At 69.8% G+C, this 14,912-nt stretch carries 15 protein-coding genes; 13 read left to right on the top strand and 2 right to left on the bottom strand.

Annotated elements, in window-relative coordinates:
- Positions 1 to 7 precede the first annotated feature (7 nt).
- Genes cobO through RTW82_RS30695 form a run of 10 tightly spaced genes read left to right on the top strand, consistent with a single transcriptional unit; the run spans position 8 to position 8,756 of the window.
- On the top strand, positions 8 to 619 hold the full coding sequence (cobO, locus tag RTW82_RS30650) for a cob(I)yrinic acid a,c-diamide adenosyltransferase (RefSeq protein WP_021222700.1): 612 nt from the start codon (positions 8 to 10) through the stop codon (positions 617 to 619).
- Complete coding sequence (locus RTW82_RS30655) at positions 616 to 1,914, top strand: cobyrinate a,c-diamide synthase (protein ID WP_316927458.1); 1,299 nt, start codon at positions 616 to 618, stop codon at positions 1,912 to 1,914. Before cobO ends, RTW82_RS30655 begins: the two co-directional genes overlap by 4 nt.
- Complete coding sequence (gene bluB / locus RTW82_RS30660; protein WP_316927440.1) at positions 1,911 to 2,561, top strand: 5,6-dimethylbenzimidazole synthase; 651 nt, start codon at positions 1,911 to 1,913, stop codon at positions 2,559 to 2,561. Before RTW82_RS30655 ends, bluB begins: the two co-directional genes overlap by 4 nt.
- Positions 2,558 to 3,466: an adenosylcobinamide-phosphate synthase CbiB gene (gene cbiB, locus RTW82_RS30665; protein ID WP_316927441.1), complete on the top strand. Its 909-nt coding sequence runs from the start codon at positions 2,558 to 2,560 to the stop codon at positions 3,464 to 3,466. The genes bluB and cbiB overlap by 4 nt, the downstream gene beginning before the upstream one ends.
- The gene (cobD, locus tag RTW82_RS30670; protein WP_316927442.1) at positions 3,459 to 4,451 is read left to right on the top strand and encodes a threonine-phosphate decarboxylase CobD; all 993 of its coding nucleotides are present in this window, start codon (positions 3,459 to 3,461) and stop codon (positions 4,449 to 4,451) included. The genes cbiB and cobD overlap by 8 nt, the downstream gene beginning before the upstream one ends.
- Positions 4,448 to 5,914 (top strand): cobyric acid synthase, encoded by a 1,467-nt coding sequence (locus RTW82_RS30675; RefSeq protein WP_316927443.1) that lies wholly within the window; start codon positions 4,448 to 4,450, stop codon positions 5,912 to 5,914. Before cobD ends, RTW82_RS30675 begins: the two co-directional genes overlap by 4 nt.
- The gene (cobU, locus tag RTW82_RS30680) at positions 5,907 to 6,428 is read left to right on the top strand and encodes a bifunctional adenosylcobinamide kinase/adenosylcobinamide-phosphate guanylyltransferase (RefSeq protein WP_316927444.1); all 522 of its coding nucleotides are present in this window, start codon (positions 5,907 to 5,909) and stop codon (positions 6,426 to 6,428) included. Before RTW82_RS30675 ends, cobU begins: the two co-directional genes overlap by 8 nt.
- On the top strand, positions 6,425 to 7,483 hold the full coding sequence (gene cobT / locus RTW82_RS30685) for a nicotinate-nucleotide--dimethylbenzimidazole phosphoribosyltransferase (RefSeq protein ID WP_316927445.1): 1,059 nt from the start codon (positions 6,425 to 6,427) through the stop codon (positions 7,481 to 7,483). Before cobU ends, cobT begins: the two co-directional genes overlap by 4 nt.
- A complete protein-coding gene (cobC, locus tag RTW82_RS30690; protein WP_316927446.1) occupies positions 7,480 to 8,028 on the top strand; it encodes an alpha-ribazole phosphatase family protein in 549 nt (182 codons plus the stop codon). Before cobT ends, cobC begins: the two co-directional genes overlap by 4 nt.
- A complete protein-coding gene (locus RTW82_RS30695) occupies positions 8,025 to 8,756 on the top strand; it encodes an adenosylcobinamide-GDP ribazoletransferase (protein ID WP_316927447.1) in 732 nt (243 codons plus the stop codon). Before cobC ends, RTW82_RS30695 begins: the two co-directional genes overlap by 4 nt.
- A gap of 34 nt (positions 8,757 to 8,790) precedes the next feature.
- Here the strand turns inward: RTW82_RS30695 and sph are convergent, their stop codons facing one another.
- Together sph and RTW82_RS30705 are read right to left on the bottom strand one after the other, a co-directional pair.
- Complete coding sequence (sph, locus tag RTW82_RS30700) at positions 8,791 to 10,344, bottom strand: sphingomyelin phosphodiesterase (RefSeq protein WP_316927448.1); 1,554 nt, start codon at positions 10,342 to 10,344, stop codon at positions 8,791 to 8,793.
- Between the two features lie 168 nt (positions 10,345 to 10,512).
- Positions 10,513 to 12,333 (bottom strand): acyl-CoA dehydrogenase C-terminal domain-containing protein, encoded by a 1,821-nt coding sequence (locus tag RTW82_RS30705; protein ID WP_316927449.1) that lies wholly within the window; start codon positions 12,331 to 12,333, stop codon positions 10,513 to 10,515.
- Positions 12,334 to 12,495: 162 nt separating this feature from the next.
- Between RTW82_RS30705 and RTW82_RS30710 the strand changes: the two genes are divergently transcribed.
- The 3 genes from RTW82_RS30710 to RTW82_RS30720 all read left to right on the top strand — a co-directional run bounded on the left by RTW82_RS30710 (position 12,496) and on the right by RTW82_RS30720 (position 14,878).
- Positions 12,496 to 12,909, top strand: a complete 414-nt coding sequence (locus RTW82_RS30710; RefSeq protein ID WP_316927450.1) for a MarR family winged helix-turn-helix transcriptional regulator — start codon at positions 12,496 to 12,498, stop codon at positions 12,907 to 12,909.
- Between the two features lie 43 nt (positions 12,910 to 12,952).
- Positions 12,953 to 14,152, top strand: coding sequence for an MFS transporter (locus tag RTW82_RS30715; RefSeq protein ID WP_316927451.1), 1,200 nt, complete (start codon positions 12,953 to 12,955; stop codon positions 14,150 to 14,152).
- A gap of 177 nt (positions 14,153 to 14,329) precedes the next feature.
- Positions 14,330 to 14,878: a glutathione peroxidase gene (locus RTW82_RS30720; protein WP_021222715.1), complete on the top strand. Its 549-nt coding sequence runs from the start codon at positions 14,330 to 14,332 to the stop codon at positions 14,876 to 14,878.
- Positions 14,879 to 14,912 lie beyond the last annotated feature (34 nt).

Raw genomic sequence — 14,912 nt, forward strand, 5'->3', positions numbered from 1 at the left:
AGCCCCCATGACCGAATCCATCGAACGCGATGCCCGCCACAAGGCGCGCATGCAGCGCAAGAAAGCCCTGATCGACGAGAAGATCGCCCAGGCCCAGGACGAGTACGGCCTGTTGCTGGTGCACACCGGCAACGGCAAGGGCAAGAGCAGCTCGGCCTTCGGCATGGTCGCCCGCGCCCTCGGGCACGGGGTGAAGGTGGGCGTGGTGCAGTTCATCAAGGGCGGCATGTCCACCGGCGAGGAAGCCTTCTTCCGCCGCTTCCCGGACGAGGTCGCCTACCACGTGATGGGCGAGGGCTACACCTGGGACACCCAGGACCGCCAGCGCGACATCGACAAGGCGCAGCAGGCCTGGGCCGTCGCGGCGCAGCTGCTCAACGACCCGCAGGTGGGCCTGGTGGTACTGGATGAGCTGAACATCGCCCTCAAGCACGGCTACCTCGACCTGGAGACCGTGCTCCGCGACATCGAATCGCGCCCCGAGCTGCAGCACGTGGTCGCCACCGGCCGTGGCGCGCCCCAGGGTCTGATCGACGCCGCCGATACCGTCACCGAGATGAGCCTGGTCAAGCACGCCTTCAAGTCCGGGGTGAAGGCGCAGAAAGGAGTGGAATTCTGAGCACCTCCACGCGCCATTGCCCGGCCCTGCTGATCGCCGCCCCGGCGTCCGGCCAGGGCAAGACCACCGTCACCGCCGCCCTGGCGCGCCTGCACACCCGCCAGGGCAAGCGCGTGCGGGTGTTCAAGTGCGGGCCGGATTTCCTCGACCCGATGATCCTCGCCCGTGCCTCCGGCGCACCGGTGTACCAGCTGGACCTGTGGATGATCGGCGAGGCGGAAAGCCGCCGCCTGCTCTGGGAGGCCGCCGCCGAGGCGGACCTGATCCTTATCGAAGGAGTGATGGGCCTGTTCGACGGCTCGCCCTCGGCTGCCGACCTGGCGCGCTGCTTCGGCGTGCCGGTGATGGCGGTGATCAACGGCGCCGCCATGGCCCAGACCTTCGGCGCCCTGGCCGTGGGCCTGGCCACCTATCAACCGGGCCTGCCGTTCTCCGGCGTGCTCGGCAACCGCGTTGGCAGCCAGCGCCACAGCGACCTGATCCGCGACAGCCTGCCGGACTGGATCCGCTGGTACGGCTCCCTGCCGCGCAGCGCCGAGGTCGAGTTGCCCAGCCGCCACCTGGGGCTGGTACAGGCCGAGGAACTGGCTGACCTGGATGCGCGCCTGGACGCCGCCGCCGATGCCCTGGCCGCCAGCGCCTCGGTGGAGCTGCCACCGGCCGTAGCCTTCGAGGCGCCGCCGGCCCATGAGCTGCAACCGCTGCTCGAAGGCGTGCGCATCGGCGTCGCCCGCGACACCTCCTTCGCCTTCACCTACCAGGCCAACCTCGACCTGCTGCGCGCCCTGGGTGCCGAGCTGCAGTTCTTCTCGCCGCTGACCGACGCCGCGCTGCCCGAGGTGGACAGCCTCTACCTGCCCGGTGGCTACCCCGAACTGCACCTGGCGCCGTTGGCGGAGAACCGCGCCATGGCGGCGGCGATCCGTGCCCACTGCGACGCTGGCAAGCCGATGCTCGCCGAGTGCGGCGGCATGCTCTACCTGCTGGATGCACTGACCGACGCCGAAGGCGCGCGCGCCGAACTGGTGGGCCTGCTGCCCGGCAGCGCGGTGATGCAGAAGCGCCTGGTGGCCCTGGCCCTGCAGGAAGTCGAGCTGCCCGGCGGTGCCTTGCGTGGCCACACCTACCACCATTCGCGCCTCGACTCGTCGCTGCAGCCCCTGGCGCGCGGCACCTGCCCGAACGACAAGCCGGTGGCCGAGGCGGTGTTCCGCATCGGCCGCCTCACCGCGTCCTATATCCACTTCTACCTGCCTTCCAATCCCGCTGCGGCGGCGGAGCTCCTGCGCCCATGACCGACAACGCCTTCAGCCCCGAGGAACGCGCCGCCGTCTACCGTGCCATCGCCGAGCGTCGCGACATGCGTCACTTCAGCGGCGGCGAGGTGGCGCCCGAGCTGCTCGCACGGCTGCTGGAGGCGGCGCACCAGGCGCCCAGCGTCGGCCTGATGCAGCCCTGGCGCTTCATTCGCGTCACCGAGCCGGCGCTGCGCGAGGATATCCACGGCCTGGTGGAGGCGGAGCGGGTGCGCACCGCCGAGACCCTGGGCGAGCGCTCCGACGAATTCATGCGGCTCAAGGTCGAAGGCATCCGCGACTGCGCCGAGCTGCTGGTCGCCGCGCTGATGGACGGGCGCGAGGCCCATGTCTTCGGCCGACGCACCCTGCCGGAAATGGATATGGCGTCCCTGGCCTGCGCGATTCAGAATCTCTGGCTCGCCGCCCGCGCCGAAGGGCTGGGCCTGGGCTGGGTCTCGCTGTTCGACCCGCAGGCCCTGGCCGAGCTGCTCGGCATGCCGCCCGGCAGCAAGCCCCTGGCGGTGCTCTGCCTGGGTCCGGTGGAGGCCTTCTACCCGGCGCCGATGCTGGCGCTGGAGGGCTGGGCGCAGCCGCGCCCGTTGTCCGAATTACTGTTCGAGAACCAGTGGGGAAACAAGGAATGAGCCTGGGCATCCTGACATTGGCCGCCGTGGTGCTGGATGCCGTTCTCGGCGAGCCACGGCGCTGGCACCCTCTGGTGGCCTTCGGCAACTGGGCCAAGCGCCTCGAGCAACGCTTCAATCCCGGTGGTCGGGGCTGGCGTAGCCATGGCGTCAGCGCCTGGGTGATCGCCGTGCTGCCGCTGACCCTGGCCGCCTGGTGGCTGGCCGAGCTGCCCTGGGTGGGCACCCTGGTGGGCGTCATCGCCCTCTACGCCGCCATCGGCCTGCGCAGCCTCAATGAACACGCCGAGCCGGTGGCCCGCGCCCTCGAGGCCGGTGACCTGGAGCAGGCGCGCCAGCGCGTCGGCTACATGGTCAGCCGCGAAACCCGCGAGCTGGACGAAGGCGCCGTGGCCCGTGCTGCCACCGAGTCGGTGCTGGAGAACGGCAGCGATGCGGTGTTCGCCGCGCTGTTCTGGTTCGCCGTTGCCGGTGCGCCGGGCGTGGTGCTGTACCGCCTGAGCAACACCCTCGACGCCATGTGGGGCTACCGCAACGCGCGCTTCGAGCGCTTCGGCTGGGCCGCCGCGCGCATCGATGACGTTCTCAACTACATTCCCGCGCGCCTGGTGGCACTGACCTACGCGCTGCTCGGCAAGACGGCCGTGGCGCTGCACTGCTGGCGCAAGCAGGCGCCGCTCTGGGACAGCCCCAACGCGGGGCCGGTGATGGCCGCCGGCGCCGGTGCGCTGGGTGTGCAACTGGGCGGCCCGGCCGTCTACCACGGCGAGTTGCACGAGCGCCCGCACCTGGGGCTGGGCGAGCCCGCGCGGGCCGAAGACATCGACCGCGGCATGGACCTGGTGCGCCAGGGCGTGATGCTCTGGGTGGGCGTGCTGATCATCGGAGGATGGCTCTTTGCTTGAACATGGAGGCAGGCTGCGCGCCGCCGCGCAGCGTTATCGCATCCCTGAGGCCGACTGGCTCGATCTCTCCACCGGCCTGGCGCCCTACGGCTGGACCCTGCCGGAGGTGCCCGGCGCCGCCTGGGCCCGCCTGCCCGAGCAGGACGACGGCCTGGAAGAGGCCGCCCGCCGCTATTACAAGGCCCCGACCCTGTTGCCGGTGGCCGGCTCCCAGGCCGCCATCCAGGCACTGCCGCGCATTCGCCGTACCTCCCAGGTGGGCATCCTCTCGCCCTGTTACGCCGAGCATGCCGCCGCCTGGCGCCGGGTCGGCCATCGCCTGGAAGAGATCAGCGAAGCCGGTGCCCGTCGCGCCATCGACCGCCTGGACGTGCTGGTGGTTGTCAACCCGAACAACCCCACCGGCCAGCGCTACTCGCCGGAGCTGCTGCTGGACTGGCATGCGCGCCTGGCCGAGCGCGGCGGCTGGCTGGTGGTGGACGAAGCCTTCATGGACTGCACCCCGGACCAGAGCCTGGCGCGCATCAGCCACCTGCCGGGGCTCATCGTGCTGCGCTCCTTCGGCAAGTTCTTCGGCCTCGCCGGGCTGCGCCTGGGGTTCGTCTGCGCCGCCCAGGAGCTGCTCGATGAAATGGAGGAGCTGCTCGGCCCCTGGGCCGTGAGCGGCCCCGCCCGTTTCATCGCCAAGACCCTGCTGCAAGACGCCGACGGCCAGGCCCGGCAGCGTGAGCGCCTGCTGGTGGACGGCCAGCGCCTGGCGCGCCTGCTCACCGACAACGGCCTGCAGCCCACCGGTGGCTGCGCCCTGTTCCAGTGGGTGGCCATGCCCCATGCCGGGGTGATGCACGAATACCTCGCCGCCCACGGCATCCTTACCCGCCTGTTCCTCACGCCGTCGAGCCTGCGCTTCGGCCTGCCACCGGACGAAGCCGGCTGGCGGCGCCTGGACCAGGCCCTGAGCGGCTTCGCCCGGGAGCTCGCATGACCACGCTGATGGTGCAGGGCACCACCTCCGACGCCGGCAAGAGCACCCTGGTGACCGCGCTGTGCCGCTGGCTCAAGCGCCAGGGCGTGGCGGTGGTGCCGTTCAAGCCGCAGAACATGGCGCTGAACAGCGCGGTGACCGCCGACGGCGGCGAGATCGGCCGCGCCCAGGCGGTGCAGGCCCAGGCCTGCGGGCTGGCGCCGCACACCGACATGAACCCGGTGCTGCTCAAGCCCAATACCGACGTCGGCGCCCAGGTGATCATCCACGGCCGCGCCATCACCTCGATGAACGCCGTCGCCTACCACGACTACAAGAAGGTGGCGATGCAGGCGGTGCTGGCCTCCCACCAGCGCCTCGAAGCCGGTTATCAGGTGGTGATGGTGGAAGGGGCGGGCTCGCCGGCGGAGATCAACCTGCGCGCCAACGACATCGCCAACATGGGCTTCGCCGAGGCGGTGGACTGCCCGGTGATCCTCATCGCCGACATCGACCGGGGCGGCGTCTTCGCCCACCTGGTGGGCACCCTGGCGTTGCTCTCGGAAAGCGAGCAGGCGCGGGTGAAAGGCTTCGTGATCAACCGTTTCCGCGGCGACATCGCCTTGCTGCAGCCGGGCCTCGACTGGCTGGAACAACGCACCGGCAAGCCGGTGCTCGGCGTGCTGCCGTACCTCACCGACTTCCACCTGGAGGCGGAGGACGCTATCGACCGGCGCCAGGACGCCAAGCCCCGCGAGGCGCTGAAGGTGGTGGTGCCGGTGCTGCCACGCATCAGCAACCACACCGATTTCGACCCGTTGCGCCTGCACCCGCAGGTGCAGCTGACCCTGGTCGGCCCCGGCCAGGCGATGCCGGCGGCGGACCTGATCGTGCTACCCGGCTCCAAGAGCGTGCGCGCCGACCTGGCCTTCCTCCGCCAGCAGGGCTGGGATCTGGCCATCGCCCGCCACCTGCGCTACGGCGGCAAGCTGCTGGGCATCTGCGGCGGCCTGCAGATGCTCGGTGAGCGCATCGACGACCCTCATGGCCTGGAAGGGCCCGCCGGCAGCAGCGCCGGCCTCGGCCTGCTGGCCTTCGACACGGTGCTGGAGCCGGAGAAGCAGCTGCGTAACGTGCGCGGCTACCTGGGCCTCGAGAACGCACCGGTGAGCGGCTACGAGATCCACGCCGGGGTCAGTCGCGGTGCTGCCCTGGAGCAACCGGCGGTGCGGCTGGACGATGGCCGCGCCGACGGTGCCATGAGCGCCGACGGCCAGGTGCTTGGCACCTACCTGCACGGTCTGTTCGAAGGCGCCGAGGCCCGTGATGCGCTGCTGCGCTGGGCCGGCCTCGCCGAAGTGCAGGCGGTGGACTACCCGGCGCTGCGCGAGCGTGACATTGAGCGCCTGGCCGACCAGGTCGAGCGCCACCTGGATACCGACCTGCTGCGCCGCCTCTGCGGCCTGGAGCCCGTCCATGGTTGAACTCATCCTCGGCGGCGCCCGCTCGGGCAAGAGCCGCCTGGCCGAACGCCTCGCCACTGAATCCGGCCTGGCCGTCACCTACATCGCCACCAGCCAGCCCCTGGACGGAGAAATGAGCCAGCGCGTGGCCAGCCACCGCGCCCGCCGCCCCGACCACTGGGGCCTGGTGGAAGAGCCCGTCGAACTGGCCCGGGTGCTGCGCGAGCATGCCGCCCCCGGCACCTGCCTGCTGGTGGATTGCCTGACCCTGTGGCTGACCAACCTGCTGATGCTGGAGGACGAGGCGCGCCTCGTCGCCGAGCGCGATGCCCTGCTGGCCTGCATCGGCGAGCTGCCGGGGCGGGTGCTGCTGGTGAGCAACGAAACCGGCCTCGGGGTCGTGCCCCTGGGCGAACTGACCCGCCGCTACGTCGATGAAGCCGGTTGGCTGCACCAGGCCCTGGCCGAGCGCTGCACCCGCGTGACCTTCACCGTCGCCGGCCTGCCCTTGCTGTTAAAGGGAGAGCCCCTATGAACACCTTCGCGTGGTGGTTGGCCGAATGCCAGCCCCAGGACCATGTCGCCCGCACCCGGGCCCAGACCCGCCAGGACCAGTTGACCAAGCCGCGAGGCGCCCTGGGCCAGCTGGAAGGCCTGGCCATCACCCTGGCCGCCATGCAGGGCAGCGACCGTCCCGAGGTAGCGCGGCCCTGGTTCGCCGTGTTCGCCGGCGACCACGGCGTGGTGGCGGAGGGCGTTTCCGCCTACCCGCAGGCGGTGACCGGCGAGATGCTGCGCAACTTCGTGCGCGGCGGCGCGGCCATCAGCGTGCTGGCCCACAGCCTCGGCGCCACCCTGGAACTGGTCGACCTGGGCACCGCCGTGCCCCTGGAAAAACTGCCCGGCGTGCTGCACCTGGGCCTGGGCGCCGGCACTGCCAACTTCGCCCGCGAGCCGGCCATGAGCGATGCCCAGTGCCTGGCCGCCCTGGAGGCCGGCCGCGCCAGCGCCGTGCGCGCGGTGGAGTCGGGCGCGGACATCTACCTCGGCGGCGAGATGGGCATCGGCAACACCACCGCCGCCAGCGCCCTGGCCTGCGCGCTGCTGGGCACCCCGGCGGCGCAACTGGTCGGCCCCGGCACCGGGCTGGACGACAAGGGCGTGCAGCACAAGGCCGAGGTGATCGAGCGCGCCCTGGCCCTGCACAGCCCCCATTGCCATGGCCCGCTGGAAAGCCTGCGCCGCCTCGGCGGCTTCGAGGTCGCCGCCCTGGCCGGTGCCTACCTCGGCTGCGCCCAGCGCGGCATCCCGGTGCTGGTGGATGGCTTCATCTGCAGCGTGGCCGCCCTGTGCGCGGTGCGCATGAACCCGGCCTGCCGCGACTGGCTGCTGTTCTCCCACCGCTCCGCCGAGCCGGGCCACCAGGCCGTGCTGGCGGAGCTGCAGGCGCAAACCCTGCTCGACCTCGGCCTGCGCCTTGGCGAGGGCAGCGGTGCCGCCATCGCCTTGCCGCTGCTGCGCCTGGCCTGTGACCTGCACAACGGCATGGCCACCTTCGCCGAAGCCGCCGTTTCGGATCGCCCGGCATGAGCCTGGTCATCGACCTGCTGCGCCACGGCGAGACCGAACTGGGCGCAGGTTTTCGCGGCAGCCTGGACGACGCCCTGACCGAAACCGGCTGGGCGCAGATGCGCAGCGCAGTGGAGGGGGCCGGCCCCTGGGACGCCATCGTCGCCTCGCCACTGCAACGCTGCGCGCGCTTCGCCGAGGAGCTGGCCGGGCGCCTGGACCTGCCGCTGCGCTTCGATGCCGACCTGCGCGAACTGCATTTCGGCGCCTGGGAGGGCCGCACTGCCGCCCAGTTGATGGCCACCGACGAAGCCGGGCTGGGCCTGTTCTGGAACGACCCCTACAGCTTCACCCCGCCCGGGGGCGAAACGCTGCTGGACTTCGAGGCCCGCGTCCACGCCGCGGCTGCTCGGCTGCAGGAAGGCTTCGCCGGCCAGCGCCTGCTGGTGGTCAGCCACGGCGGGGTGATCCGCCTGCTGCTGGCCCGTGCGCGGGGCCTGCCCCGAGCCCAGTTGATGCAGGTGGAGGTGCCCCACGCCACGCTGCACCGGATCGTTTTGCCATGATCCCGCTGCTGATCGCCCTGCAATTCCTCACCCGCCTGCCGGTGCGCCTGCCGGGCATGCCCGAGCCGTTGCAGGTGGGGCGCTCGCTGCTGTTCTACCCACTGGTGGGGGGGCTGCTCGGCCTGGCGCTGCTGGCGCTGGAATGGCTGCTGGGTGACACCTCGGTGCTGCTCAAGGCCGCGCTGCTGCTCGCCGCCTGGGTGGCCTTGAGCGGTGGCCTGCACCTGGACGGGCTGGCCGATACGGCGGATGCCTGGGTGGGCGGCTACGGCGACCGCGAGCGCACCCTGACCATCATGAAGGACCCGCGCAGCGGCCCCATTGCGGTGGTCGTATTGGTGCTGGTCCTGCTGCTGAAGTTTTCTGCCCTGGTCGCCCTGCTGGAGCAGGGCCCCATCGCCGCGCTGTTGCTGGCGCCCTGGCTGGCGCGGGGGCTGCTGCCGCTGCTGTTCATGACCACGCCTTACGTTCGTCCGGGCGGGCTGGGGCAGGCCCTGGCCGAGCACCTGCCTCGCCGGGAGCTGCCCTGGGTACTGGGCGCCCATGTGTTGCTCGGGTTGGTATTCGGCTGGGGGGCGCTGGTGTCCCTGGCGGCCGCCCTGGCCGTATTCGCCTGGTGGCGGTGCGGCTTGCTGCGGCGGCTGGGCGGCACCACCGGCGACACGGCCGGGGCGCTGGTGGAGCTGGCCGAGGTGGCCGTGCTGGTGGCGTTGGCGCTGCTGGGGTGAACGCCGGGGCGCAAGGCCCCGGCGCTGTCAGGGCTCAGAAACGCAGCCTGTCGTACCAGTTCTCGTAGACCGCGGTCGGTGCGACTTCCACGCGGAAGCGGCTGGCGTCGTAACTCTCGCCCCAGAGGAACAGGTGGTCCTTCCAGGCGCCGTCGGGCCAGATCTTCAGGTAGTAGTCGCGGCCGGGCAGCGGGCGCTGGCCGCTGTAGTCGATGAATGCCACCTGGTCACCATCCTTCAGGCATTGCCCCTGGTCGTTGTCGATCTGCACGCGCAGGTGCCGCGAGGGCTTCCCGGCCGCCGGGTAGTAGCCGTACTTGCCGGCGCCGTGTTCGTACCAGGTGAGGAAGTAGCCCGGGTAGGCGCGGGACTCCAGGGTCACGTAGTCGCCATTTCGCACGCAGAAGCTGGCGAAGTGGTCCCAGTCATTGAGGCTGAAGGTGCTGGCGTCGTCGCGGCCGTTGCCGGTGACGGTGACCCAGTTGGTGGCCTTCTCCCCGGTGCGCAGGGCGTTGCCGTTGTCGACACTGCGCAGCACCACACGGGCGTAGCGGTTGTCGGTGGGCTTGAAGGCCTGCTGCGGCGTGCGCTGCGGGTCGGCGTAGGTGAAGGCGGCGACCGGGTAGTGGTCGGAGTAGTCCTGGTAGTGCCAGTTGTTCACGCCGTCGCTGGCGCTCCAGCGCGGGGAGGGCATGTCCAGCGCCTGGTTGTGCCAGTAGGACACCTGGCCGTGGCGGTTGGAAACCAGGATGTAGTCGAGGTATTCCGGCGGGTTGGTCGGCGCCTTGCCGGGGCCATTGTCCTTGTAGGGGTACTGGTAGCCGGTCACACCGTTGCGCCGGGTGTCCCAGGTGGCGGGGGCGCCGGCGTAGCTGTCGGGCGCGCGCAGGTCCAGCTGGGCCAGCACACGCGGATACTCGGCGCTGCCGCGCACGACGTTGAGGTCGCCACCGACGAAGAGCACTTCGTTCGCCGGGATGTTCTGCCGGTCGATGAAGGCGCGCATTTCCCGGAACTGGCTTTCCCGCACCGCTTGCCCACCATCGGGGCAGGCGGCGTCGGCGGCCTGGGTGTGGGTGGCGATGACGTGGAAGGGGCGCTCGCCGCGCAGTACCTTGACGTAGACGAAGCCCTTGTTGGCCAGCCCGTCGGCGCCACAGGCGTCGCGGTAGAGGTACTGGACCCGGCGCACGATGGGCCAGCGGCTGACGATGGCGACGCCGCCGTCCTCGAGCTTGGCGGCGGGGTTGCCGGTGCTCTCGTCCCAGCCGCTGGTGGAGCGGCCCAATACCGGGGTCTGGTGCGGGTAGCGGTCCTTCAGGCCGTTCAGCAGGATATCGGAGGCGGCGTTGTCGAACAGCTCGTTGAAGATCACCAGGTCGCGATCTTCCACGTACGCGGCGCGGGTCATCAGGCGCGCGCGCTCCTGGTTGTTCCAGCTGAACTTGAACGGCAGAGGCGTGAGGAAGAAGGCGTTGTGGGTCAGCAGGTTGTAGGCATCAGGCCTGGGGTCAGGCGCGGCCGGGGTTTGGGTGGCGGTGAGGAGGGCAAAAAGGGTGAGCATCGTCCAGGTGATGCGAGTGGTCATTGTCATCTGCATGTCCGAGATGAGTGGATGCTGAGGGCGGTGAGAGGCCACCGCCCGACGGCGGACCGGTTACTGCTGTCCTTAATTTCCTTGTAGAAAACCCCAGCTGTTTTACAACGGTGTGTCACGGCGGGCCTCCCATGCGGGAGGCCCGTTCCAGCGGCTGAATCACTCGAAGAGGAAGTGCTCGCTCTGCAGGCCCATCACCGATTTCGTCGGCTTGAGCATCGCGCTGGCGTGGCCCTTGGCGCGGGGCAGCAGGCGGTCGAAGTAGAAGGCGCTGGTGGCCAGCTTGGCGCGGTAGAAGTCCTCCGACTCGGTGCCGCCATCACGCAGCAGGCGGCGCGCGGCGGCTTCCTGCAGGGCCCAGGAGTAGGCGAGTGCGGCGTAGCCGGAGTACATGAGGAAGTCGTGGCTGGCGGTGCCCACCAGGTCGCGGTCCTTGCGCGCGCGCAGCGCGATGCGCAGGGTCAGCACGTTCCACTGGCCGGCGATCTTCAGCAGGGTCAGGGCGCGGCCGCGCATGGCCGGTTCGGTCTTCAGCAGGTCGAGGGCGAAGCGCGCCACCTGGCCGCTGAAGTCGCGCACCGCCTTGCCCTGGGTCATCAGCAGCACCTTGCGGCCGAGCAGGTCGAGGGCCTGGATGCCGGTGGTGCCTTCGTAGAGGGTGGCGATGCGCGCGTCGCGGACGATCTGCTCCATACCGTGCTCGCGGATGTAGCCATGGCCGCCGAACACCTGCATGCCGAGGTTGGCGCTTTCCAGGCCCAGCTCGGTGAGGCAGCCCTTGAGGATGGGGGTGAGGAAGCCGAGCTTGTCGTCCCAGTGCTCGTACTTGGCGGTGTCGTTCTGCAGGATGCCTTCGATCATGCGGTCGGCGTACTGGGTGGCCAGGTAGACCAGCGCGCGGCCGCCCTCGGCCACGGCCTTCTGGGTCAGCAGCATGCGGCGCACGTCGCCGTGGTGCATCAGCACGTCGGCCACTTCGCCCGGCTCCTTGGTGCCGGAGAGGGCGCGCATGGAGCGGCGCTCGCGGGCATAGGCCAGGGCGCCCTGGTAGGCCAGTTCGGCGGTGGCCACGCCCTGGATGGCGGTGCCGATGCGTGCGCTGTTCATGAAGGTGAACATGCATTCCAGGCCCTTGTTCGGCGGGCCGATGAGGTAGCCGGTGGCGCTGTCGAAGTTCATCACGCAGGTGCTGGAGGCCTTGATCCCCATCTTCTTTTCCAGGGCGCCGCAGCTCACGCCGTTGCGCGGGCCGAGGCCGCCGTCGGCGCCGGGGAGGAACTTGGGCACGATGAACAGGGAGATGCCACGGGTGCCCTTGGGCGCGTCGGGCAGGCGGGCGAGGACGATGTGGATGATGTTCTCGGTGAGGTCGTGGTCGCCGGAGGAGATGAAGATCTTGGTGCCGGTGAGGGCGTAGCTGCCGTCGGCGTTGGCGTCGGCACGGGTCTTCACCTGGCCCAGGTCGGTGCCGCACTGGGGCTCGGTGAGGCACATGGTGCCGGCCCAGCGGCCTTCGGTGAGGGGCGTCAGGTAGGTGCGTTTCTGCTCCTCGGTGCCGTGTTGCATGAGGGTGTTCATGGCACCGAGGGACAGGCCCGGGTACATGGAGAAGGGCCAGTTGGCGGTGCCGAGCATCTCCTGCTTGAGGGCGCCGAGGCTCATGGGCAGGCCCTGGCCGCCGTACTCGACCGGGTGCGAGAGCCCCTGCCAGCCGCCGGCCACATAGGCGTCGTAGGCTTCCTTGTAGCCCTTGGGCGTGCGCACGTCGCCGTTCTCCAGGTGGCAGCCTTCCTCGTCGCCGCTGTGGTAGAGCGGGGCGATGACCTCTTCGCAGAGCTTCGCGCACTCGCCGAGGATGGCCTCGACCATGTCCGGCGTGGCTTCGCCGCCATTGGCCAGGGCGCGGTAGTGGGCAGGGAAGTCGAAGACCTCGTTGAGCAGGAAACGGGTGTCGCGCAGGGGCGCCTTGTAGCTGGGCATCGGTGAACCTCGGAACGCAGGTGGCAGACGTGCCGATTTATACGGCGCCCGTGCCGGCGCGGCCTTGGCAGCGGTAACGGAGGCCTCTGGCAGTTCGGACAATGCCGGCCACCAGGCTGATTTCCATTGACGATGATTAGATGCGGGTATATACACGCATCCATGATCACGACCCAATGCCTGTGCACGCGGCTGCGCCGCGCCAGCCGCAACCTGACCCGCATCTACGACGACGCCCTGGAGCATGTCGGGATCAACGTCGCCCAGTACTCGCTGCTGAAGAACCTGCAGCGCCTCGACCAGCCGAGCATCACCGACCTGGCCGAGGCCCTGGGGCTGGACCGCAGTACTCTGGGCCGCAACCTGCGGGTGCTGGAGGGCAGGGGCCTGGTGCGGATGGGCGAGGGCGAGGACCAGCGCAACCGCCTGGTGGCCCTGACTGCCGAAGGCCAGGGCTGCGTCGCGGCGGCGTTGCAGGCCTGGGAGGGCGTGCAGGCGCGGATGACCGAGCGCCTGGGCGATGAGCGGCGCGATGCGCTGATGTCACTGCTGGGCGAACTGGAAACCCTGGACTGATTTTTTCGCGATAACGCGGGTATATACCCGTAGAGGACCTTCTATGACTTCCGTATGGCGCACGAGTGGCTGGATTCTCCTGGGGGCGTCGCTGATCCTGGCCCTGTCCCTCGGCATCCGCCACGGCTTCGGCCTGTTCCTGGCGCCCATGAGTGCCGAGTTCGGCTGGGGGCGCGAGGTGTTCGCTTTCGCCATCGCCCTGCAGAACCTGATCTGGGGCCTGGCGCAGCCGGTGACCGGGGCCATCGCCGACCGCTTCGGGGCGATGAAGACGGTGGTGATCGGCGGGGTGCTCTACGCCGTCGGCCTGGTGCTGATGGGGTATTCCCACTCGCCCATGGGGCTCTCGCTGAGCGCGGGGCTGCTGATCGGCATCGGCCTGTCGGGCACTTCGTTCTCGGTGATTCTCGGCGTGGTCGGCCGCGCAGTGCCGCCGGAGAAGCGCAGCATGGCCATGGGCATCGCCGCCGCTGCCGGCTCCTTCGGCCAGTTCGCCATGCTGCCGGGCACCCTCGGGCTGATCGGCTGGCTGGGCTGGTCGTCGGCGTTGCTGGCACTGGGGCTGCTGGTGGCGCTGATCGTGCCCCTGGCGGGAATGCTCAAGGACCAGCCGCTGCCGGTGGCCGCCCATGAGCAGACCCTGGGCGAGGCACTGCGCGAGGCGTGCAGCCATTCCGGCTTCTGGCTGCTGGCGCTGGGCTTCTTCGTCTGCGGCTTCCAGGTGGTGTTCATCGGCGTGCACCTGCCGGCCTACCTGGTGGACCAGCACCTGCCGGCCCAGGTGGGTACCACGGTGCTGGCGCTGGTGGGGCTGTTCAACGTGTTCGGCACCTATATAGCCGGCTGGCTCGGCGGGCGCCTGTCCAAGCCGCGCCTGCTCACGGTGCTCTACCTGCTGCGCGCGGTGGTGATCGTCGCCTTCGTCTACTCGCCGCTGAGCACCTGGAGCGCCTACGCCTTCGGCATCGCCATGGGGCTGCTGTGGCTCTCCACCGTGCCCCTGACCAACGGCACCGTGGCCACCCTGTTCGGCGTGCGCAACCTGTCGATGCTCGGTGGTATCGTCTTCCTCTTCCACCAGCTCGGCGCCTTCCTCGGCGGCTGGCTGGGCGGCTACCTCTACGACCACACGGGCAGCTACGACATGGTCTGGCAGATTTCCATCCTCCTCAGCCTGATGGCGGCGGCACTGAACTGGCCGGTGCGTGAGCGGCCTGTGGCGCGCCTGCAGGCACTGGCATGAGCCTGCGCCTGGGGCTGGCGCTCGGCGTGGGGGCGACCCTGCTGCTGGCGCTGGCCTGGTGGGGCTGGCAGCGCGGCGGCCTGGCGTTGCTGCAGCTGAACATGAGCCTGTGCTGATTGCCGCTTCCGCAGGGCGGGGGTAGCCTTCGAGCATTGCCCCTGCCGCGTGGAGTGCCCGATGAAACGTCTCTTCCTTCTCCCCCTGCTGGCCTCTGTCGCCGGGCCCGCCCTGGCCACCGAGTGCGTGCCGTTGCTGCAGCACTCGATGCAGCAGCTGCGTTCCAAGGAAACCATCGACCTCTGCCAGCGCTTCGCCGGCAAGCCGCTGGTGGTGGTCAACACCGCCAGCCACTGCGGCTTCACCCCGCAGTTCAAGGGCCTGGAGGCGCTCTACCAGCGCTACAAGGACCAGGGGCTGGAAGTGCTGGGCGTGCCCTCCGACGACTTCAAGCAGGAAGCCGACGACAACGCCGAGACCGCCAAGGTCTGCTACGTGAACTACGGCGTGACCTTCGCCATGACCCAGCCGCAGCACGTCACCGGGGACGAGGCGACGCCGCTCTACCGCGACCTCATCGCCCAGTCCGGGCAGAGCCCGCGCTGGAACTTCTACAAGTACGTGGTGGATCGCCAGGGCAAGGTGATTGCGCACTTCTCCAGCCTCACCAAACCCGATGACGAGGATCTGGTGAAGGCAGTGGAGCAGGCTTTGGCCAGTACCCCCTGATCGCATTGCCAATGTTTTGCAAAAAGTTCCGTAG

Source organism: Pseudomonas sp. zfem005, from assembly GCF_032621735.1.
In the GTDB taxonomy this organism is placed as follows: domain Bacteria; phylum Pseudomonadota; class Gammaproteobacteria; order Pseudomonadales; family Pseudomonadaceae; genus Metapseudomonas; species Metapseudomonas solani.